Origin of the sequence: Streptomyces sp. NPDC046203, from assembly GCF_040646255.1 — a bacterium.
Taxonomy (GTDB): domain Bacteria; phylum Actinomycetota; class Actinomycetes; order Streptomycetales; family Streptomycetaceae; genus Streptomyces.
Genome location: NZ_JBEYZX010000073.1, coordinates 1 through 20,410, shown reverse-complemented (window position 1 = coordinate 20,410; position 20,410 = coordinate 1). Strand labels below are relative to the sequence as shown.

The 20,410-nt window shown below is 71.4% G+C and carries 15 protein-coding genes, 3 tRNA genes and 2 pseudogenes; 14 read left to right on the top strand and 6 right to left on the bottom strand.

Going from position 1 to position 20,410, the window contains the following annotated elements:
* From ABZ990_RS29910 to ABZ990_RS29890, 5 genes and pseudogenes are all read left to right on the top strand, one after another.
* Positions 1–375, top strand: a pseudogene (locus ABZ990_RS29910) (DNA polymerase III subunit gamma and tau); the annotation flags it as partial.
* A 61-nt stretch (positions 376–436) separates the two neighbouring features.
* Entirely contained in the window at positions 437–1,687 is a 1,251-nt protein-coding gene (gene purD, locus ABZ990_RS29905) for a phosphoribosylamine--glycine ligase (protein WP_361238309.1), read from the top strand.
* A gap of 352 nt (positions 1,688–2,039) precedes the next feature.
* Positions 2,040–4,001: a hypothetical protein gene (locus ABZ990_RS29900; protein WP_361238306.1), complete on the top strand. Its 1,962-nt coding sequence runs from the start codon at positions 2,040–2,042 to the stop codon at positions 3,999–4,001.
* Between the two features lie 175 nt (positions 4,002–4,176).
* Positions 4,177–5,637 carry a N,N-dimethylformamidase beta subunit family domain-containing protein gene (locus ABZ990_RS29895; protein WP_361238303.1) on the top strand — a complete coding sequence of 487 codons (1,461 nt, stop codon included), beginning with the start codon at positions 4,177–4,179 and terminating at the stop codon, positions 5,635–5,637.
* Between the two features lie 211 nt (positions 5,638–5,848).
* On the top strand, positions 5,849–6,763 hold the full coding sequence (locus tag ABZ990_RS29890) for a phosphoribosylaminoimidazolesuccinocarboxamide synthase (RefSeq protein ID WP_361238300.1): 915 nt from the start codon (positions 5,849–5,851) through the stop codon (positions 6,761–6,763).
* A gap of 153 nt (positions 6,764–6,916) precedes the next feature.
* Here the strand turns inward: ABZ990_RS29890 and ABZ990_RS29885 are convergent.
* The 4 genes from ABZ990_RS29885 to ABZ990_RS29870 all read right to left on the bottom strand — a co-directional run bounded on the left by ABZ990_RS29885 (position 6,917) and on the right by ABZ990_RS29870 (position 8,167).
* Positions 6,917–6,992: transfer RNA gene (locus ABZ990_RS29885), tRNA-Gly, on the bottom strand.
* Between the two features lie 225 nt (positions 6,993–7,217).
* Positions 7,218–7,290, bottom strand: a tRNA-Gly gene (locus ABZ990_RS29880).
* Between the two features lie 81 nt (positions 7,291–7,371).
* Positions 7,372–7,443, bottom strand: a tRNA-Gly gene (locus ABZ990_RS29875).
* Between the two features lie 370 nt (positions 7,444–7,813).
* The gene (locus ABZ990_RS29870) at positions 7,814–8,167 is read right to left on the bottom strand and encodes an Lsr2 family protein (RefSeq protein ID WP_361238297.1); all 354 of its coding nucleotides are present in this window, start codon (positions 8,165–8,167) and stop codon (positions 7,814–7,816) included.
* A 326-nt stretch (positions 8,168–8,493) separates the two neighbouring features.
* Here ABZ990_RS29870 and purS point away from each other — a divergent pair, with 326 nt between their 5' ends.
* The 6 genes from purS (at position 8,494) to purM (ending at position 15,802) form a co-directional block, all read left to right on the top strand.
* On the top strand, positions 8,494–8,739 hold the full coding sequence (gene purS / locus ABZ990_RS29865) for a phosphoribosylformylglycinamidine synthase subunit PurS (RefSeq protein WP_250921286.1): 246 nt from the start codon (positions 8,494–8,496) through the stop codon (positions 8,737–8,739).
* A complete protein-coding gene (purQ, locus tag ABZ990_RS29860; protein WP_361238292.1) occupies positions 8,736–9,416 on the top strand; it encodes a phosphoribosylformylglycinamidine synthase subunit PurQ in 681 nt (226 codons plus the stop codon). The genes purS and purQ overlap by 4 nt, the downstream gene beginning before the upstream one ends.
* Positions 9,416–11,668 (top strand): phosphoribosylformylglycinamidine synthase subunit PurL, encoded by a 2,253-nt coding sequence (gene purL, locus ABZ990_RS29855; RefSeq protein WP_361238289.1) that lies wholly within the window; start codon positions 9,416–9,418, stop codon positions 11,666–11,668. Before purQ ends, purL begins: the two co-directional genes overlap by 1 nt.
* A 105-nt stretch (positions 11,669–11,773) precedes the next feature.
* Positions 11,774–12,571, top strand: coding sequence for a sterol carrier family protein (locus ABZ990_RS29850; protein WP_361238286.1), 798 nt, complete (start codon positions 11,774–11,776; stop codon positions 12,569–12,571).
* Between the two features lie 485 nt (positions 12,572–13,056).
* Positions 13,057–14,583, top strand: a complete 1,527-nt coding sequence (gene purF, locus ABZ990_RS29845; RefSeq protein ID WP_361238283.1) for an amidophosphoribosyltransferase — start codon at positions 13,057–13,059, stop codon at positions 14,581–14,583.
* A 133-nt stretch (positions 14,584–14,716) separates the two neighbouring features.
* On the top strand, positions 14,717–15,802 hold the full coding sequence (gene purM / locus ABZ990_RS29840) for a phosphoribosylformylglycinamidine cyclo-ligase (RefSeq protein ID WP_361238281.1): 1,086 nt from the start codon (positions 14,717–14,719) through the stop codon (positions 15,800–15,802).
* 359 nt (positions 15,803–16,161) lie between these two features.
* On the opposite strand, the gene ABZ990_RS29835 is transcribed toward purM, so the two are convergent.
* Together ABZ990_RS29835 and ABZ990_RS29830 are read right to left on the bottom strand one after the other, a co-directional pair.
* The gene (locus ABZ990_RS29835) at positions 16,162–16,419 is read right to left on the bottom strand and encodes a DUF3073 domain-containing protein (protein ID WP_361238278.1); all 258 of its coding nucleotides are present in this window, start codon (positions 16,417–16,419) and stop codon (positions 16,162–16,164) included.
* 289 nt (positions 16,420–16,708) lie between these two features.
* Complete coding sequence (locus ABZ990_RS29830; RefSeq protein WP_361238275.1) at positions 16,709–17,797, bottom strand: Glu/Leu/Phe/Val dehydrogenase dimerization domain-containing protein; 1,089 nt, start codon at positions 17,795–17,797, stop codon at positions 16,709–16,711.
* Between the two features lie 154 nt (positions 17,798–17,951).
* On the opposite strand from ABZ990_RS29830, the gene ABZ990_RS29825 reads away from it, so the two are divergent.
* From ABZ990_RS29825 to ABZ990_RS29815, 3 genes and pseudogenes are all read left to right on the top strand, one after another.
* Positions 17,952–18,977, top strand: a complete 1,026-nt coding sequence (locus ABZ990_RS29825; RefSeq protein WP_361238272.1) for a hypothetical protein — start codon at positions 17,952–17,954, stop codon at positions 18,975–18,977.
* A gap of 545 nt (positions 18,978–19,522) precedes the next feature.
* The gene (bldC, locus tag ABZ990_RS29820) at positions 19,523–19,729 is read left to right on the top strand and encodes a developmental transcriptional regulator BldC (protein ID WP_020869672.1); all 207 of its coding nucleotides are present in this window, start codon (positions 19,523–19,525) and stop codon (positions 19,727–19,729) included.
* A gap of 588 nt (positions 19,730–20,317) precedes the next feature.
* Positions 20,318–20,410 (top strand): annotated as a pseudogene (locus ABZ990_RS29815) (carboxyl transferase domain-containing protein); the annotation flags it as partial.

The window sequence follows — 20,410 nt, the reverse complement described above, 5'->3', positions numbered from 1 at the left end:
CCGGCCGCCCCGCCGCGCGGTCCCGCCCCGTACCAGCAGGCCCCGGCCCCCGCGCCGGCCCAGCCCGCGCAGCCCTTCCAGGGCCAGGCCCAGCCGCAGGCGCCCGTCCAGCCGCCCGCCGCGTCCGGCTCCGCGTACTCCGCCCCGTCGTCCCCGTCGGCATCGTCCTCCCACGCCTCCTCGTCCCACGCCTCGTCGTCGTCCGCCCCGCAGTCGGCGGCCCGGCCGCAGGCCCCCGCTCCGGCGCCGGTGGCACCGGAGGACGACGTTCCGGAGGCGGACGACCCGGACCTCGTCGACTCGGCGCTCTCCGGCCATGAGCTGATCGTGCGCGAGCTCGGCGCCACGGTCCTGGAGGAATACACGAACGAGTAGCCGCGTCCCGCTCGGTGGCCCGCACAAAGGGCATACGCCCGAGCGGGCTACCCTGGCTGCCGTGAAGGTCCTCGTCATCGGCGGCGGCGCCCGCGAACACGCCCTGTGCCGCTCCCTCTCCCTCGATCCCGACGTCACCGCTCTGCACTGCGCGCCCGGCAACGCCGGTATCGCCGAGGTCGCCGAGCTGCACCCGGTCGATCAGCTCGACGGCGCCGCGGTCGCCGCGCTCGCCACCGGTCTCGGCGCCGACCTGGTCGTCGTCGGCCCGGAGGCCCCGCTGGTCGCCGGTGTCGCCGACGCCGTCCGCACCGCCGGCATCCCGGTCTTCGGCCCCTCCAAGGAGGCGGCCGAGCTGGAAGGCTCCAAGGCGTTCGCCAAGGACGTCATGGCCGGCGCCGGGGTGCCCACCGCCCGCAGCTACGTGTGCACCACCCCTGCCGAGATCGACGAGGCGCTGGACGCCTTCGGCGCCCCGTACGTCGTCAAGGACGACGGTCTGGCGGCCGGCAAGGGCGTCGTCGTGACCTCGGACCTCGCCACGGCCCGCGCCCACGCGCTGTCCTGCGAGCGCGTGGTGATCGAGGAGTTCCTGGACGGCCCCGAGGTCTCCCTCTTCGCCATCACCGACGGCACCACCGTCCTCCCGCTGCGCCCCGCGCAGGACTTCAAGCGCGCGCTCGACGGCGACGAGGGCCCGAACACCGGCGGCATGGGCGCCTACTCGCCGCTGCCGTGGGCCGACCCGGAGCTGGTCGACGAGGTCCTCGCGACCGTCCTGCAGCCCACCGTCGACGAGCTGCGCCGCCGCGGCACCCCGTTCTCGGGCCTGCTGTACGCGGGGCTCGCGATCACCCGCCGAGGCGTCCGGGTCATCGAGTTCAACGCCCGCTTCGGCGACCCCGAGACCCAGGTCGTGCTGGCCCGGCTGCGGACCCCGCTGGCCGGCGTCCTGCTGAACGCCGCCAACGGCACGCTCGCCGACCAGGAGCCGCTGCGCTGGAGCGACGACGCGGCGGTCACCGTCGTCATCGCCTCCCACAACTACCCGGACACCCCGCGCACCGGCGACCCGATCGAGGGCCTGGCCGAGGTCGCGGAGCAGGACGCCCCGCACGCGTACGTGCTGCATGCCGGGACGAAGCGGGACGGCGACGCCGTCGTCAGCGCGGGCGGCCGGGTCCTGTCGGTCACCGCCACCGGTTCGGACCTGACCGAGGCCCGCGAGCGGGCGTACGCGGCGGTCGGCCGAATCCGTCTTGACGGCTCCCAGCACCGCACGGACATCGCGTGGAAGGCCGCCCAGGGCTGATCCTCCGCCTGCCCGCGGCACCCGCCGCGGGCCGTTCCCGGCCGTGGCCCGGCCTGTTCCCCGGAGTACGGCCGGCGCACGATCCGGGGTACGCCGGGGCCCCTCGGGCGCGGTCGCACAGTGAACCGTACGACCGCGCCGCCGTCATCACCTTTACCCAAAGCCATTCCATCGAGTGACGGCTTGCCCATCCGGATGACGCCCGCCGACGCCCCAACTAGGGTGCGGCGCAGGCGTTCGGCGGCCTGCTCCGGCACTTGGCCCACCGACATTGCGGTGTCGGTGCCGGGTGCCACAGTGGGGGAGTGAGCAACACCGCCACGGGCAGTCCCGACGAGGACAGGAGGGGGTGATGTACGGCGTGTCCGGCAGCAACGGCAGCAACGGCAGCAACAGCAGCCACAGCGCCCACCGCGGGAACAGCGCGAGCGGCACGAGCGGCGAGAGCGGCGAAAGCCGTGAGAGCGGCGCGAGCGACGCGAACGCTTCGAAGCGCGCGAGCGGCACGGACGGTACGCGTCCCGGCCCGGGCGGCGGCCCCGGTTCCGGCCCCGGCTACGCGGACGGCGACGAGCTCGGAGCCCGCGCCGCCCGTGCCCGCGCCCTCGCCGTACTTCGCGTCCGCGGCCGGGCGCTCGGTCTCGCCGTACTCCCCGCCGCCGTCGCCGCCGTCCTGTACGCGGGCGGCGTCACCGGCCACTTCACCGGCCCCGGCTGGGACACCGCCCGCTGGGTGACGACCGCCCTCGCCGTCCTGGTCCTGCTCGTGGCGACGGCCGTCGCCCTGGTCGTGGCGCGTTCCCGGCCGGCCGTGACACCGACGGTGGAACTGTCGGAGAGCGCGGCCCCCGACCTCTACCGGCTGGTACGGGATCTCGCCGACCGCCTCGAGGTCCCGCCGCCCTCCGCGATAGCCCTCACCCCGGACTGCGACAGCTGGCTGGAGGACCGCTCGCACCGGGCGCACGGCCACCGCCGCGCCGGTGCCGCGCCGGTCCTCGTCATCGGCTCGCCCTTCCTCTGGTGGATGCGGGTCGGCGAACTGCGCGCCGTTCTCGCCCCCGTCGTCGCCGGTACGGGCCCGGCCGCGCACCCCGACATAGCCGCCGCCCGGCGTTTCGTCCGCGGCCTGGACGCGGCGGTGGCCGTCCCCCGTACCCCCGGACTCGACCCGGTCCGCCGGCTCGGCGCCCTCGGGGTCGGACGGCTGGCCAGGACCCTGCTCCTGGGCTGCCGGGGCCACGCCGCCGAGATGGAGCGCGGGGTCGCCGCGGCCGGCTCGGAGCGCGCGCAGGCCGTCGACTACGGGGTACGGATCGTCGCCCAGGAACAGGTCGGTCTCGCCTACGCGGGCTGGGACCGGCTGCTGACCCGGGTCGCGCTGCCCGCCTGGCGGATGGGCCGCTGGCCCGCCCGGCTCGACGCGGGTGTGGTCTCGGCGCTCACCGAACTGTCCCGCCGCGACCGGCTCGCCGCCGGCTTCACCTCGCGGCTCGGCGAACGGCCCGCCTGCGACCTCCTGGAGGAGCCGGGCGCGGTCGACGAGGCGACCTCGCTGCTCGCGGCCCGGCTCTTCCACGGCGCGCCGGCGGGGCCGGGGGCGGAGTGGGCGCCGGTGGAGTGGGGCGCGTACGCGGAGGAGGTCGTCGACCGTACATGGCGCGCCGACGCGGCCCGCCTCCACCAGGTCCTCGACCGGGTCGCCGCCGCCCCGGCCACCCCCGTGCCCGCCGGCGGACGACGGCCTGGGCTCGCAGCGGCCCCGGTACCGGCCGCCGGGCCCGACGCACCGCCCACCCTGGCCCGGATCATCGCCCACCTCACGGTGCCCGGCGGTGCCGACGGCCGTCACCAGGATCCGGACCTCGAAAACCCCGCCTTCGAAGACCCGGACCTTGTAGACCCGGACCTCGAAGACCCCGGCACCACCGCGACCACCACCCCCGCCGCCGACGCGCTCGCGGCCGCGCTCACCGCACAGGCCGCCCGCGAGGAGCGCGGCCGCCCGGTGACCCAGGCGGTGGAGGGGTTCGACGGCCCCGGCCCGCTGTTCCCGCTCCAGCCGCCCCGCAGCGGCCGGGATCTGCTGGCCGATCACGTCACGGCCATGGTGTGCTGCGCCGCCGTCGACACCACGGACGCGGCCCCCGGCCTCGACTGGCTCGACGGCCCGGCCCTGTTCGTCCGGGGCGAACGCTGTACAGATCTGGCCACCACGGTGCTCGCTCTCGTCGAGGACGGCGACCCCGAACCGCTGCGCACCTGGCTGACCAGGACCGGAGTCCGCGCCGAGAAGCCGGTCCGGCTGGTCTGAGCGAAATCCGGCCGAACCCCACCGGGCGGAATGTTGGGTTCTCCCCTCAACTATTCACTGCGAACCGTGACGGATCGCATGCGTTATGTGATGTGCTGGTTGCCGACACGGACAACGGCGGAGACGGATCGCGGGCAGCGGCCGGCCGACCGGGGGGCCGAGGGAGGGGCGCGACATGGGTACGGAGCAGATCAGGCGGTGGGAGTCGGGAGCGCTCTCCCACGCCGTGTCCGATCCCTTCGCTCAGGGCCCGCTGCCCTGGCTGCGCGGTTCGGACAACTACTTCGACGACACCGGCCAGTTGGTGCCCTGGTACGCGGACGAGACGCTGGCCCGGGGCGGCGCGGGCAACCCCCGTACCGCCGACGACATGCACGGCCAGATCAAGGGTTTCGCCTCCAACGGCGCGGTCGCGCCCGGCGAGGCGATCGACTTCCACGTCACGGTGGACCCGCCCCAGCAGTTCCTGGTCGACATCTACCGGATCGGCCACTACAGCGGCGACGGCGCCTTCAAGATCAGCACCAGCCCCCGGATCGCCGGCATCGTCCAGCCGGCCCCGCTGGCCGTCGACCGCACGGTCTCCTGTCACCACTGGTGGCAGTCCTGGCGGCTCCAGGTCCCGCCGCACTGGCAGATCGGCGCCTATGTCGCCGTGCTCACCACCGCCGGCGGCTACCGCTCCCACATCCCCTTCACCGTCCGCGACGCCAACCCGGCGGACCTGCTGCTCGTCCTGCCGGACGTGACCTGGCAGGCGTACAACCTGTACCCGGAGGACGGCCACAGCGGCGCCAGCCTCTACCACGCGTGGGACGAGGACGGCCGGCTGCTCGGCGAGGAGGAGGCGGCGGTGACCGTCTCCTTCGACCGGCCGTACGCGGGCGCGGGTCTGCCCCTGCACGTGGGCCACGCCTACGACTTCATCCGCTGGGCCGAGCGCTACGGCTACGACCTGGCCTATGCCGAGACCCGCGATCTGCACGCGGGCCGGATCGACCCCAGCCGCTATCGGGGCCTTGTCTTCCCCGGGCACGACGAGTACTGGTCGGTGCCCATGCGCCGCGCCGTCGAACTGGCCCGCGACCAGGGCACATCGCTGGTCTTCCTGTCCGCCAACACCATGTACTGGCAGGTGGAGCTCGGCCCTTCACCGTCCGGCGCCCCGGACCGGCTGCTGACCTGCCGCAAACGCCGGGGTCCCGGCCGTCCGGTGCTCTGGCGCGAGGTGGACCGGCCCGAGCAGGAGCTGCTCGGCATCCAGTACGCGGGCCGGGTCCCCGAACCGCATCCGCTGGTCGTACGCAACGCGGACCACTGGCTCTGGGAGGCCACCGGCGCGGGCGAGGGCGACGAGATCCCGGGCCTGGTCGCGGGCGAGGCCGACCGCTACTACCCGCGCACCCCGCTGCCCGAGCACGAGAGCCGCATCCTGCTCGCCCACTCGCCCTACCGGGACGGCGACGGGGTGAAACGCCACCAGGAGACGAGCCTGTACCGGGCCCCGTCGGGCGCCTGGGTCTTCGCCTCGGGCACCTTCGCCTGGTCCCCGGCGCTCGACCGGCCGGGCCATGTGGACTCCCGTATCCAGCGCGCGACCGCCAACCTCCTGGACCGCATCTGCAAGCGGGACTGAGGGGCGGGAACCGGGAGGCCGGGAAGCCGCCCCGGGGCCCGGCCGACGTCTGACCAGGTGCCTTCCCGGCTGCCGCGTGCACCCGCGCCCTGGGCCCGCCCCGTGTCCACCCCGTGCCGCCCCCGTGTCCCGCCCCGGGCCCGGCGGTCGGATCGATGCCCGCGTACGAGACAATCGGACCCGCTCCTGGATCAACCTACGCGGAGGAACCGTGTCCGGATTCGTAGAAAAGCCCGAACCCCTTCAGGTTCCGGGCCTGACCCATCTCCACACGGGCAAGGTCCGCGACCTGTACCGCGACGAGGCGGGCGATCTCGTCATGGTGGCGAGCGACCGTCTGTCCGCGTTCGACTGGGTGCTGCCCACCGAGATCCCGGACAAGGGCCGGGTCCTCACCCGGCTCTCCCTCTGGTGGTTCGACCGGCTCTCCGACCTGGCCCCGAACCATGTCCTGTCGACCGAGCTGCCGGCCGGCGCCCCCGCCGACTGGGCGGGCCGCACCCTGATCTGCAAGTCCCTGGACATGGTCCCGGTCGAGTGCGTGGCCCGCGGCTATCTGACCGGCTCCGGGCTCGCCGAGTACAAGGTGTCCCGCACCGTCTGCGGTCTCGCCCTCCCCGAGGGCCTGTCCGACGGCTCCGAGCTGCCCGCGCCGATCTTCACCCCGGCGACCAAGGCGGCCGTCGGCGACCACGACGAGAACGTCTCCTACGAGGAGGTCGCCCACCAGGTCGGCGCCGAGACCGCCGCGCTGCTGCGCCAGTCGACCCTCGCCGTCTACTCCCGGGCCCGGGACATCGCCCGCGAGCGCGGGATCATCCTGGCGGACACGAAGTTCGAGTTCGGCTTCGCGCGCACCGGTGAGGGCGAGCCGGGGCAGCTGGTCCTCGCCGACGAGGTCCTGACCCCGGACTCCTCCCGCTTCTGGCCGGCCGACCAGTGGCAGCCGGGCCGCGCCCAGCCCTCGTACGACAAGCAGTACGTGCGCGACTGGCTGACCTCGCCGGCCTCCGGCTGGGACCGGACGAGCGAGCAGCCGCCGCCGGCGCTGCCGCAGGAAGTCGTGGACGCGACCCGCGCGAAGTACGTGGAGGCGTACGAGCTGCTCACCGGCGACCGGTGGTAGTGAGGTCCGGAGCTCAGCGCGCCTGAGGCGACGGGTCCGGGGCGGTGGCTGTCCACCGCCCCGGACCCGTACTCGCCCCGCGCCCCGCAGCTCGCGACCTGCGGCACGGGACAACGAGAAAGCCCCCGGTCGATTCGACCGGGGGCTTCTTCATGGAGCGGACGACGAGATTCGAACTCGCGACCCTCACCTTGGCAAGGTGATGCTCTACCAACTGAGCCACGTCCGCATGCGCCGTAGCGCGCTGCTAACTATACACAAGCCGGACAGGGGTCGTGCCACGGTTCCCGGCTCGCGGGGGCGTGACACCCGCCACCGCGCCCCGGAGCAGGAGAAAGACGGGGAGAACGGGGAGAAGGGAAGGCGGGGAGAGGGGAAGACGGAAGGCGGAGGCGGAACGGGGGGAGAAACGACGAAAGCCCCGGTTCCTGAGAACCGGGGCTTTCGCTCCCTGAGCGGACGACGAGATTCGAACTCGCGACCCTCACCTTGGCAAGGTGATGCTCTACCAACTGAGCCACGTCCGCATTGCTCCCGATCGGCTTTCACCGGTCGGTGCGAGCACTACTCTACCTGATGCACCGGAGTGCTTCGGTCAAGCGATGCAGAGCGGGTGACAGGGATCGCACACTGCGCCTTCCCCCTGGAAGGGGGCTGTTCTGCTACTGAACTACACCCGCACGCTGCTTGGGACTTGGCTTTTCGGCCTTGCCCCTCGGCGTGATCCAAACTCTAGCGGATCATGGGGGGTGGTTGGCAAATCAGGGGTCCGCCCCCGTCCGGGACGGGGATCGGGGCAGGCGGGAGAGGCGTCGACGCCCCTTGGCGCGACGGGTCCGACGTGCGGCCGGGCGGCCGGATCCCGGCCCGGGCCACCACCCGCACCGGAGCTGGCCGCCCCGCCCATCGCCGGGCCCGCCTTCCGGCCTGCCCGCCTTCCGGCCTGCCCGCCTTCCGGCCTGCCGGCCGTTCAGCCCGTCAGCCGTTCAGCCTTCCGGCCTCTCGGCCCGTCCACCGCCGTCGCCGCGACCGCGGACCCGCCCGCCGTCCTCAGCTCGCGGCCTGGAACGCCTCGTACACCCGCTTCGGGATCCGTCCGCGGGCCGGCACGTCCATCTTGTTGGACTGGGCCCAGGCGCGGACGGCCGCCGGGGCGGGGGCCAGGGAGCTGTAGGTGTACTCGCCCTTGGCGGGTCCCGCCGCCTTCCCGGGCCGGGCCCCGGAGCGGGTGCCCACCTTGCGTCCGGCCTCCAGGTAGGGGGCCAGGGCCGTGCGCAGTTTCTCTGCATTGGCGGGATTCAGGTCGATCTCGTACATCTTCCCGTCCAGGCCGAACGCGACCGTTTCCGCCGCCTCTCCGCCGTCGATGTCGTCGGAGAGAGTGACCACCACACGCTGTGCCACGGATATCGGTCCTTTCCTGCGGATAGCCCTGCCGTATCGCACCCTTGCCGCGCTGACGTGCGGCGATGTCGGTACAGCGGTCCCCCGGGGGCAATAGTGTGTTCCTCTGGATTCCTTTGTACAGCGCATGGTGCGGCAGGGGGAAGCCCAAGCAATTGTTTCCGCGTGTCCCGGCCCTCCGGCGATATTCTTCTTGAATTCGGGACCGTGTTGTGCAGGTGTTGCGAGGGGTCTCTTTATAGGATCCTCCAGTTTTCTACCCGCGTAGAATTTGGAGGCAGGTACGCTGAGGGAACCGCCCACGCAACACACCACCGGGAGTGCCAGTGGCACGCGTCGTAGTCGACGTCATGCTCAAGCCGGAGATCCTCGACCCGCAGGGACAGGCGGTGCAGCGTGCACTGCCCCGCCTCGGATTCGACGGGATCGCCGACGTCCGCCAGGGGAAGCGCTTCGAGCTGGAGGTGGAGGGACCGGTCGACGACGCCGCCCTCGCCCGCATCCATGAGATGGCCGAAACCTTCCTTGCCAACACCGTGATCGAGGACTTCATCGTGAAGGTGGAGTCGTGACCGCACGCATCGGCGTCGTCACGTTCCCCGGAACGCTCGACGACCAGGACGCGCTGCGCGCCGCCCGCCTCGCGGGCGCCGAGCCCGTGTCGCTCTGGCACCGCGACAAGGACCTCAAGCAGGTCGACGCCGTGGTCCTGGCCGGCGGCTTCTCCTACGGCGACTACCTGCGGGCCGGAGCCATCTCCCGCTTCTCGCCGGTGATGGAGACGATCATCGAGCAGGCCAAGGCCGGCATGCCGGTCCTCGGCATCTGCAACGGCTTCCAGGTCCTCACCGAGGCCCACCTGCTGCCGGGCGCGATGCTGCGCAACAACCACCTGCACTTCATCTGCCGCGACCAGAAGCTGCGGGTGGAGAACGCGGAGACCGCCTGGACCTCCGACTACGAGCAGGGCCAGGAGATCTCCGTCCCGCTCAAGAACATGGACGGCCGGTACGTCGCCGACGAGCGCACGCTCGACGAGCTGGAGGCCGAGGGCCGGGTCGCCTTCCGCTACCTGGACGTGAACCCCAACGGCTCGCTCCGCGACATCGCGGGCGTCACCAACGCCGCGGGCAACGTGGTCGGTCTCATGCCGCACCCCGAGCACGCCGTCGAGCCGCTGATCGGCACCGGTGGCACCGACGGTCTCGGTTTCTTCACCTCGATCCTCAAGAAGCTGGTCAACGCCTGATGACGACTCTCGACACCGTCAAGCACGCGGCCGAGACGCCGGACAGCGAGCAGCCCTGGAAGGAGCTCGGCCTCAAGGAGGACGAGTACGCGCGCGTCCGCGAGATCCTGGGCCGCCGTCCCACCGGCGCCGAGCTGGCCATGTACTCCGTCATGTGGTCCGAGCACTGCTCGTACAAGAGCAGCAAGGTCCACCTGAAGCAGTTCGGCGAGAAGGCTCCGAAGAACGACGCGATGCTCGTCGGCATCGGCGAGAACGCCGGTGTCGTCGATGTCGGCCAGGGGTACGCGGTCACCTTCAAGGTCGAGTCGCACAACCACCCCAGCTACATCGAGCCCTACCAGGGCGCGGCCACCGGCGTCGGCGGCATCGTCCGCGACATCCTCGCGATGGGCGCCCGCCCGGTCGCCGTGGTCGACCCGCTGCGCTTCGGCGCGGCCGACCACCCCGACACCCGGCGCGTGCTGCCCGGTGTCGTCGCGGGCATCGGCGGCTACGGCAACTGCCTCGGCCTGCCGAACATCGGCGGCGAGGTCGTCTTCGACTCCTGCTACCAGGGCAACCCGCTGGTCAACGCCGGCTGCATCGGCGTGATGAAGCACGAGGACATCCACCTCGCCAAGGCGTCCGGCCCCGGCAACAAGGTCATCCTGTACGGCGCCCGCACGGGCGGCGACGGCATCGGCGGCGTGTCCGTCCTCGCCTCGGAGACCTTCGACGACACCAAGCCGACGAAGCGCCCGGCGGTCCAGGTCGGCGACCCGTTCCAGGAGAAGCTCCTCATCGAGTGCACCCTGGAGATCTTCCAGGAGAAGCTGGTCGCGGGCATCCAGGACCTCGGCGGCGCCGGTCTGTCCTGCGCCACGAGCGAGCTGGCCAGCGCCGGCTCCGGCGGTATGCGGGTCGACCTGGAGAAGGTGCACCTGCGCGACGCGACGCTCTCGCCCGAGGAGATCCTCATGAGCGAGTCGCAGGAGCGTATGTGCGCGATCGTCGAGCCCGAGCACGTCGACCGCTTCCTGGAGATCTGCGAGAAGTGGGACGTCATCGCCACCGTCATCGGTGAGGTGACCGACGGCGAGCGCCTGGAGATCTTCTGGCACGGCGAGCAGATCGTCGACGTCCCGCCGCGCACGGTCGCGCACGAGGGCCCGGTCTACCACCGACCGTTCGAGCGGCCGAGCTGGCAGGACGCCCTCCAGGCCGACGACGCGGGCAAGCTGCCCCGGCCGAAGGACGGAGCGGAGCTGCGCGAGCAGGTCCTGAAGCTGGTCGGTTCCCCGAACCAGGCATCCAAGGCGTGGATCACCGACCAGTACGACCGCTTCGTGCAGGGCAACACCGTGCTGGCCCAGCCGGAGGACGCGGGCATGGTCCGGATCGACGAGGAGTCGAACCTGGGCGTGGCCATGGCGACCGACGGCAACGGCCGGTACGCGAAGCTCGACCCGTACGCGGGTGCGCAGCTCGCGCTCGCGGAGGCGTACCGCAACGTCGCCGCGACCGGTGCCAAGCCGCTGGCCGTGTCCGACTGTCTGAACTTCGGTTCGCCCGAGGACCCGGCCGTGATGTGGCAGTTCGCCGAGGCCACCCGTGGTCTCGCGGACGCCTGCTTCACCCTGGGCACCCCGGTCACCGGCGGCAATGTGTCGCTGTACAACCAGACCGGCGACGCCGCGATCCACCCGACGCCCGTCGTGGCGGTCCTCGGTGTGATCGACGACGTCAACCGCCGTACCCCCGTCGCCTTCGCGGAGGAAGGGCAGCTGCTCTACCTCCTCGGCGACACCAAGGAGGAGTTCGGCGGCTCGGCCTGGTCCGAGGTCGTCCACCAGCACCTCGGCGGTCTGCCGCCGGCCGTGGACCTCGACCGGGAGAGGCTGCTCGGCGAGATCCTGATCTCGGCCTCCCGCGACGGCATGATCGACGCGGCGCACGACCTGTCCGACGGCGGTCTCGTGCAGGCGGTCGTCGAGTCCTGCCTGCGCGGCGGGAACGGCGCGCGTCTGGTCGTGCCCGAGTCCCTGGACGCCTTCACCTTCCTCTTCAGCGAGTCGGCCGGCCGCGCGATCGTGTCCGTGCCGCGCAGCGAGGAGCTCCGCTTCACCGACATGTGCGGTGCGCGGGGTCTGCCGGCGACCCGGATCGGTGTCGTCGACGGTGACACGGTCGACGTACAGGGCGAGTTCAGCGTCTCCCTGGAGGAGCTGCGCACCACCCACGAGGCGACGATTCCGGCCCTGCTGGCCTGATCGGTCCCTCGGGTCCGTACGAAGCGCGTGAAGCGAAACCCCTGCCCCCTCCGGGGCGGGGGTTTCGCCGTATACGGGAGGCTCCGCCCGCCCTAGGCTCGGACCATGCCGCCTGCCAAGAAGAACGCCCAGCGCGTCCGTCGTTACGACTCCACGAAGACCCAGGCCGCCGTCCTCGCCCAGCTCGGGCATGTGTGCGACGCGGTACGGGCGTTGCCTCCGGAAACGTTCGACGGGCCGACCCGGCTCGGGGAGTGGACGGTGCGGGAGCTGGTCGCGCATCTGTCGTGGATGGTCGGCTGTGTGCCGAGGCTCCTCGCCCGGCCGGAGCCGGCCCGCCAGGAAGTCGCACTGCTCGACTGGCCGTTCGTCACCACTCCGCTCGCCGGGTGGATCGACGACTTCACCCGGGGGATCGACGCGTCCGACCCGGCGGAGCTGCTCGACCGTTCGGCGCGGGAGTACGCGGAGGCGGTGGCCGGCGCCCCCGACGAGCGGCTGATCGAGATGGGCTTCGGCCCCATGACGCTCGCGGATTTCGTCGTCACCCGGACCGTCGAACTCGTCGTCCACACCGACGATCTGAGCGCCGCGACCGGGGTGGACATCCCGTACGACCGGCAGGCGCTGGCCGCCTGCACACGGCTGCTCGCGGACGCGCTGGCCGCGAAGGCGCCGGGCGGCGCGGTGGAGGTGCGGGTCCCGCCGTACGCGGTGGTGCAGTGCGTGGAGGGGCCCCGGCACACCCGCGGCACCCCGCCCAACGTCGTCGAGACCGATCCGATGACCTGGATCCGGCTCGCGACCGGCCGGGTGGCGTGGGCGGCGGAACGGGACGCGGCGCGGGTCTCGGCGAGTGGTGAGCGGGCCGATCTGGAGGGTCTGTTGCCGCTGATGCGCTGACCCGGGAGGGCGCCGCACGCGCCTCTTATTTCAAGTGAAAACGGTAGGCCGGAGAGGGCTGGACGAAGCGGGCCCGTGCACACGGGTCCGCACGCTCCGCGTTCGTAGGTTCGTCCAGGCAGCCTGCTTCGCTCACCCAGGCCCCGGAAGGCGCCTCGGCGGCCCGATCCCCATCCGCCGGACCCTCGGAAGCGATCGATTCCAGCCACTCCGAAAGCCGTTTCCGAACCCTGGCGGGGCGTCAGTAGCCCCCTTCCGCCGTGTACTCCGTCACATCCGGGCCCTCTGGTGGCCGCCTCCCGGGCGGGTGTCCGGCGGGGAGGCGGGGGCGCCGACCGGTCGGTAACCCTTGGGGCGCTTGCTTTGTGGGCTCCGACAGGCAACGGAAGATCGGTTCGTATTTTCGTACGAGCAGACTCCCTTAGCCGTATCACGGGTCATTCGTTCATTCGGACCAGTGGTCGATCTCGCCTACACTCGGTGGCGTGCCACGCGGAGACGGTCGACTCAATCACGATCTGCTCCCCGGTGAGAAAGGCCCCCAGGACGCTTGTGGCGTCTTCGGTGTCTGGGCTCCGGGTGAAGAGGTCGCAAAGCTCTCGTATTTCGGGCTGTACGCCCTTCAGCATCGGGGTCAGGAATCCGCGGGAATCGCGGTCAGCAATGGCTCCCAGATCCTCGTCTTCAAGGACATGGGACTTGTCTCCCAGGTCTTCGACGAGACTTCTCTCGGTTCCCTCCAGGGTCATATCGCGGTCGGTCACGCCCGCTACTCGACCACCGGGGCTTCCGTGTGGGAGAACGCGCAGCCGACGTTCCGGGCGACCGCCCACGGCTCGATCGCGCTCGGCCACAACGGCAATCTGGTGAACACGGCGCGGCTCGCCGAGATGGTCGCCGACCTCCCCAAGAAGGAGGGCCGGGCCACCCAGGTCGCCGCCACCAACGACACCGACCTGGTCACCGCGCTGCTCGCGGGCCAGGTGGACGAGGACGGCAAGCCGCTCACCATCGAGCAGGCCGCCGCGAAGGTCCTCCCCGAGGTCCGGGGCGCCTTCTCCCTCGTCTTCATGGACGAGCACACCCTCTACGCCGCCCGTGACCCGCAGGGCATCCGCCCGCTGGTGCTCGGCCGCCTGGAACGCGGCTGGGTCGTCGCCTCCGAGACCGCCGCGCTCGACATCTGCGGCGCGAGCTTCGTCCGGGAGATCGAACCGGGCGAGCTGATCGCCATCGACGAGAACGGCATCCGCACCCAGCGATTCGCGGAAGCGAAGCCCAAGGGCTGTGTCTTCGAGTACGTCTACCTGGCGCGCCCCGACACCGACATCGCCGGCCGGAACGTCTACCTCTCCCGGGTGGAGATGGGCCGCAAGCTCGCCGCCGAGGCTCCCGTCGAGGCCGATCTGGTGATCGCGACGCCGGAGTCCGGCACCCCCGCCGCCATCGGTTACGCGGAGGCCTCCGGCATCCCGTTCGGCGCCGGTCTGGTCAAGAACGCGTATGTCGGCCGGACCTTCATCCAGCCCTCGCAGACCATCCGGCAGCTGGGCATCCGGCTGAAGCTGAACCCGCTCAAGGAAGTGATCAAGGGCAAGCGCCTGGTGGTCGTCGACGACTCGATCGTCCGCGGCAACACCCAGCGCGCCCTGGTCCGCATGCTCCGCGAGGCCGGCGCCGCCGAGGTCCACATCCGGATCTCCTCGCCGCCGGTGAAGTGGCCCTGCTTCTTCGGCATCGACTTCGCCACCCGCGCGGAGCTGATCGCCAACGGCATGACGGTCGAGGAGATCGGCTCGTCGCTCGGCGCGGACTCGCTCTCGTACATCTCGCTGGACGGGATGATCGAGGCGACCACGATCCAGAAGCCCAACCTGTGCCGCGCCTGCTTCGACGGCGAGTACCCGATGGAGCTGCCGGACCCCGAGCTGCTCGGCAAGCAGCTCCTGGAGACCGAGCTGGCGGCGGGCCCCGCCGCCACCGCGGCCGCCGACGCCCTGCGCCGACCGTAGGACCCGCGCGGAGGACGGGGCCGGCCCGGCCGGCCCCGTACCCCGCACCGGCCATCGGACCCTCCGGCCCCGTGACGGCCGGGCGGCCCGCCGGCCCCCGCAAGCCCCCGCAGTACGACAGAAAGTCCTCCTCATGCCCGAGACCGAGACCGTTTCTGCCGAAGGCGGCGCCAGCTACGCGAGCGCGGGCGTCGACATCGAGGCGGGCGACCGCGCCGTCGAGCTGATGAAGCAGTGGGTGAAGAAGACGCGGCGCCCCGAGGTCCTCGGCGGCCTCGGCGGCTTCGCCGGCTACTTCGACGCCTCCGCCCTCAAGCGCTTCGAGCGGCCGCTGCTCGCCTCGGCGACCGACGGCGTCGGCACCAAGGTCGACATCGCCCGCCAGATGGGCGTGTACGACACGATCGGCCGCGACCTGGTCGCCATGGTCATGGACGACATCGTCGTCTGCGGCGCCGAGCCGCTCTTCATGACCGACTACATCTGCGTCGGCAAGGTGCACCCCGAGCGGATCGCCGCCATCGTCAAGGGCATCGCCGAGGGCTGTGTGCTGGCCGGCTGCGCCCTGGTCGGCGGCGAGACGGCGGAGCACCCGGGTCTGCTCGGCCCGGACGACTTCGACGTGGCCGGCGCCGGCACGGGCGCCGTGGAGTACGACCGGCTGCTCGGCGCCGATCGCATCCGTACGGGGGACGCGGTCATCGCGATGGCGTCCTCCGGTCTTCACTCCAACGGGTACTCGCTCGTCCGCCACGTGGTCTTCGACCGCGCGGGCATGACCCTCGACCAGCAGGTCGAGGAGTTCGGCCGGACCCTCGGCGAGGAGCTCCTGGAGCCGACCCGGATCTACTCGCTCGACTGCCTGGCGCTCACCCGCACCAGCGAGGTGCACGCTTTCAGCCACATCACGGGCGGCGGTCTCGCGGCCAACCTGGCCCGGGTGGTACCGGACGGACTGCACGCGGTGGTGGACCGCTCCACCTGGACCCCGGGCGCGGTGTTCGACCTGGTCGGCACGGCGGGGCGGGTCGAGCGGCTGGAGCTGGAGAAGACGCTGAACATGGGCGTCGGCATGATGGCCGTCGTGCCCGCCGACTCGGTGGACGCGGCCCTGGCGACACTGACCGACCGGGGCGTGGACGCCTGGGTCGCCGGTGAGATCACCGAACGCGGTGACAAGGAGACCGGCGCGGAGCTGGTCGGGGACTACGCCAAGTAGCAGAACGAGAGGGCCCCTCCGGGGGCCCTTTCCTTTGCACCGCGTTCCTTTTGCATCGAACACGCGCCCAATCGGGCCGGGCCGGGCAGGACCGCACCGCGCCCACGCCCATGGCCTGCCCCGCCCTGGTCCGGCCGCGCTCCGGCCCGGCAGCAAGGCGTCCAGAAGGCCCGGCAGGGGATCCGTACGGCCTCGGGAGAGCGCCCTGCGGCCCCTGGCCGAGTGGCGGGGACGGCGGGGACAGCGGGGACGAGCACCCACCGAGGCCACGCGGTCACGGGGCCCTCACGCCCCGTACAGGCGCCCAAAGCGCAGAAACCCGGTCCGGAGCCCGGACCGGGTTTCAGTGTTCAAGAAGGTCAAGCACGGCGCCGACTGGACGCCGGACCGGACTGGTCGTCCTCGTCCTCGTCGTCGGCGTTGTAGAGATCCGCGTACTGCGCGTACGGGTCGTCTTCCTCGTCGTCGTCCTCGAACGGCTCGCCATTCGGCGGCTGGCTCGAAGTCGTCGAAGCGCCCAGCTCGTTAGCCAGACGTGTGAGGTCGGTCCCGCCGCTGCTGTACTTCAGCTGGCGGGCGACCTTCGTCTGCTTGGCCTTTGCCCGGCCGCGCCCCATGGCTCGACCCCCTCGGTGACGGGGCTCGACGGCCCCAGAGTCTTGACACGCGTTCATGAGTCGGAACGGACTCTCGACAGAGAGACCGGTCCGTAGGGCTTCAACGGTACCTGTTTCCTCGGGTCTACGGTACGCCGCGCGCATCACATACCCCGGTACAGAACCTTTGAGGTGCCCCGTCCTTGCTGGTCAGTCGCGATTTTAACCTCTTCTTGAGGTCCGACCCGCCGATCGGCGTGAGCGAAGTCTCGCCAAACGCTCCCGGCCGGCGGGCCGGCGCTGTCAAGACTCAGCCGCGGCGCGCCCCGTCCATGCGCTGCTCGGCGATCCGGTCGGCCGCGGCGGCCGGCGGAATACCGTCGGACTTCGCACGTGCGAAGATCTCCAGAGTGGTGTCGAAGATCTTCGCCGCCTTGGTCTTGCAGCGGTCGAAGTCGAAGCCGTGCAGCTCGTCGGCCACCTGGATCACGCCACCCGCGTTGACGACGTAGTCGGGCGCGTAGAGGATGCCGCGCGCCTCCAGGTCCTTCTCGATGCCGGGGTGCGCGAGCTGGTTGTTGGCCGCGCCGCAGACGATGGCCGCGGTGAGCTGAGGGACGGTCACGTCGTTCAGGGCGCCGCCCAGGGCGCACGGAGCGTAGATGTCCAGGCCCTCGACGCGGATCAGGGCGTCGGTGTCGGCGACGACGGTGACCTGCGGGAACTTCTCGGTGATCCGGCGCACCGACTCCTCGCGGACATCGGTGATCACGACCCGGGCGCCGTCGGTGATCAGGTGCTCGACCAGGTAGTGGCCGACCTTGCCGACGCCCGCGACGCCGACCGTGCGGTCGCGCAGGCTCGGGTCGCCCCACAAGGTCTGGGCCGAGGCACGCATGCCCTGGAAGACGCCGAACGCGGTGAGCACGGAGGAGTCGCCGGCGCCGCCGTTCTCGGGGGAGCGGCCGGTGGTCCACTGGTTGGTCCGGGCGACGACGTCCATGTCGGCGACGTAGGTGCCGACGTCGCAGGCCGTCACGTAGCGGCCGCCGAGGGAGGCGACGAAGCGCCCGTACGCGAGGAGCAGGTCCTCGGTCTTGATCTTCTCGGGGTCGCCGATGATCACGGCCTTGCCGCCGCCGTGGTCGAGGCCGGCCATGGCGTTCTTGTACGACATGCCGCGCGACAGGTTCAGCGCGTCGGCGATCGCCTCGGCCTCGGACGCGTACGGGTAGAAGCGGGTGCCGCCCAGGGCGGGGCCGAGGGCGGTGTTGTGCAGGGCGATGACGGCCTTGAGGCCCGTGGGGCGGTCCTGGCACAGCACGACCTGCTCATGGCCGCCCTGTTCGGAGTGGAACAGGGTGTGCAGTACGTCCGGGGCGCCGGTCACATCGGTCACGGTGGTGACTCCCAAGTACGAAGCGGCGGAAGGTCCCCCCTGCGGGTGGGGGTGGGACCAGGTCGGGTCGAGGGTAAGTGCTACCTGGCCGTAGGAGGGGCGCAGTGCTGAGGATCACCCTCCCTCGGCCTATCCGCGTGGAAGGATTCGCGACATGTCGGTCCCCTCCTCGGAGTCCTCGGCGTCGGCGTCGGCGGCCTCCTCGGTTCTCGTCCCGTACGCCAGTTATCTGCGGGTCTACGAGCCGCTGGCCGCTTTCCCGGAGCCGGAGCGGAGCCATTGGGCGCGCTACGCCGGGCGGCCGGGCGCGGAGCTGCCCGACGCGCAGACCGAGCTGCGGCGGTCGCTGGCCGCGCTGGTGCCGGTGCCACCGGCCCCCGTTCCCGCGGAGGAGAGCGGCGAGGCGTTCGTGACGGCGGTGGACGGCACGGTGCTGATCTGTCCGTGGCGCACCCGGCTGCGCGGCTGGCTGGCCCTCGCGGAGCTGGAGGGCCAGGCGCTGCCGGGGCCTCTCCTCGACGCGATGCTGCCGCCGCTGGTGCGGACCCGGCTGACGGCCGATCACGAGCGCTGGCTGGCGGGCAACCCGGACGCGCGGCCGTGGATCCGCGGCGCGGCGTGGCGGGTGCCGCTGCGCTGGTTCGTGCTGTTCACGGACGAGGAACGGGAGTACGTGCCCCGGGGCGCGGCGGACGCGCGCGTGGACGCGGGAACGGGGCCGGGAACGGGGCCGGTCCCGGACGCGCGCGGGGACGCCGGAGAGGAAGAGGGGGAGGGCTCGGAGGGTGAGGGCGCGGAGGGGACGGGTGCCGGGGGGCGGCCGGTCCCCGACGCGGCGCCGGTGCTGCGGTACCGGACGTCGATGGCGCAGGCGCGGCGGCGGCTCGCGCGGGCCCTGAAGGCGCTGCGGGAGTCCATCGAGGAGGGCCCGATGACGGAGGGTCTGGTGGACGTGGGCCGCTGGCTGGAGGAGTTCCACCCGAGGGCGCTGGTGGAGCTCGACTACGGGGGACTGGTGCACGCGGTCGGCGCGGAGGCGCTCGCCGCCGATCATTCGGCGGCGGACGTGGCGGAGGGCATCGAGGCGCTGCGGGCGGGCGACGGCGACGGCGCGATGGCGGCCTACGAGCGGTTCGCGGAGCGGTGGCGGGCCGTCCGGGACCTGCAGTTCGCGAATTAGTCATCGACAGGACATGACAACCTGATGTAAATGATCTTCATCGACGAAACGTCGGCGGCCCCTTCGGTGGTCTTCCGAGGGGTCGTTGGAGGTGGGCGGACGGGACGTAGGTCCCGATCCGGGCCTTTGGCTCAAGCGTGACGGATTGCACTTAATTCACTCTTGCGCCCAACGCCTATCCGCATGCCAAAATAGGACAAGGAGTCCGGGGAGGGTTCCTTCCGCCCAAGTATGGGCGGAACGCTCAGCATTGCACTCTATGGGGGGTCTGTCGGCTCCTGGTCGCTCTGTGACTGATCGTCACGGCGGCGTGACTGTCCGCTATGGCATGGTCCATCGACTTCCGCCGCTGATGAACACCTGCGAGGGCAATTCCATCGGTTTGGCCGACGTGGCTGGACGGATGGTGTAGTTGTAGTGCCGAGGACAAGCCGTTCGTCCTATAACCGACTCGGCCCGCTTCTGCCATTTCGGGCAACGCGGGTCAAGGTGCAGAATTTAGAGGAAAGAACCGAGAAGGTTCGGTTCTCCCGAGGAGGCCGCTCATGACCGCTCGCACCCCTGATGCCGAGCCGCTGCTGACCCCTGCCGAGGTTGCCACGATGTTCCGTGTCGACCCGAAGACGGTGACCCGCTGGGCGAAGGCCGGCAAGCTCACGTCCATCCGCACCCTGGGTGGACACCGCCGGTACCGCGAGGCCGAGGTCCGCGCCCTGCTTGCGGGTATTCCGCAGCAGCGCAGCGAGGGCTGAGGCAACCGCCGCAGTTTGCGACACCCTGCAGCAACCGCACGACCTGCAGTACCCGCAACACCTTGAAGTATCGGGCGCATTCCGGACCCCCAACCCGGTCGCCCACCCCAAGCTCTGCCGATGGACTCCTGCCCCAACAGGCCTCCGTCATCGATCGCGCTGGACTCCGCCGGGTCCGGCGCGATCTTTTTTGTGCGCTCCCCACAGTTCCTGAGCCGATCCCTGGTGGACCCGCGTAGACCCCGTGCAATTGCACATATTAAATGGGAGGTATGTAGGGCAGGGGTAAGCATGGAACTTTCTGAAAGAGATTGAGTGACTCGCGTCACATCATGGATCGTCCCTCAAGGACAGCCTTCCACCGTCCGAACCTCCCTCCACTCGCCGTTGGTCATCCCTTCTCGGGACCTTCGTCCTTCGATGCCCGGCGGGGCCGCGAGGGAACGCCGGGAGGGGACGCCGGAGGGGCGCCGGAGGGTCATCGGGGTCAACGCCCGGGAAACGGCGGGCGGGACGAGCGGGTGGCGAACGGCCGGCGAGTGGTCGGCGAGCGGGTGGCGGGGGCGCGGCGGGGGTGTCGCGGGCGCTCTTTTGGACGTACCCGGCTTCCTGCCCGGTGTCGACCAGGAGCACGGTGGAATCATCCGGCACGGCGCGAAGCTGCTCTACGCCTACTGCAAC

Bases quoted from the DNA above. Each gene is read 5' to 3' on its own strand.
- ABZ990_RS29850 (WP_361238286.1), top strand. From the start codon at position 11,774: ATGCCGCCTGCCAAGAAGAACGCCCAGCGCGTCCGTCGTTACGACTCC.
- bldC (WP_020869672.1), top strand. From the start codon at position 19,523: ATGACCGCTCGCACCCCTGATGCCGAGCCGCTGCTGACCCCTGCCGAG.
- ABZ990_RS29900 (WP_361238306.1), top strand. From the start codon at position 2,040: ATGTACGGCGTGTCCGGCAGCAACGGCAGCAACGGCAGCAACAGCAGC.
- purM (WP_361238281.1), top strand. From the start codon at position 14,717: ATGCCCGAGACCGAGACCGTTTCTGCCGAAGGCGGCGCCAGCTACGCG.
- ABZ990_RS29895 (WP_361238303.1), top strand. From the start codon at position 4,177: ATGGGTACGGAGCAGATCAGGCGGTGGGAGTCGGGAGCGCTCTCCCAC.
- ABZ990_RS29825 (WP_361238272.1), top strand. From the start codon at position 17,952: ATGTCGGTCCCCTCCTCGGAGTCCTCGGCGTCGGCGTCGGCGGCCTCC.
- ABZ990_RS29835 (WP_361238278.1), bottom strand. From the start codon at position 16,419: ATGGGGCGCGGCCGGGCAAAGGCCAAGCAGACGAAGGTCGCCCGCCAG.
- purL (WP_361238289.1), top strand. From the start codon at position 9,416: ATGACGACTCTCGACACCGTCAAGCACGCGGCCGAGACGCCGGACAGC.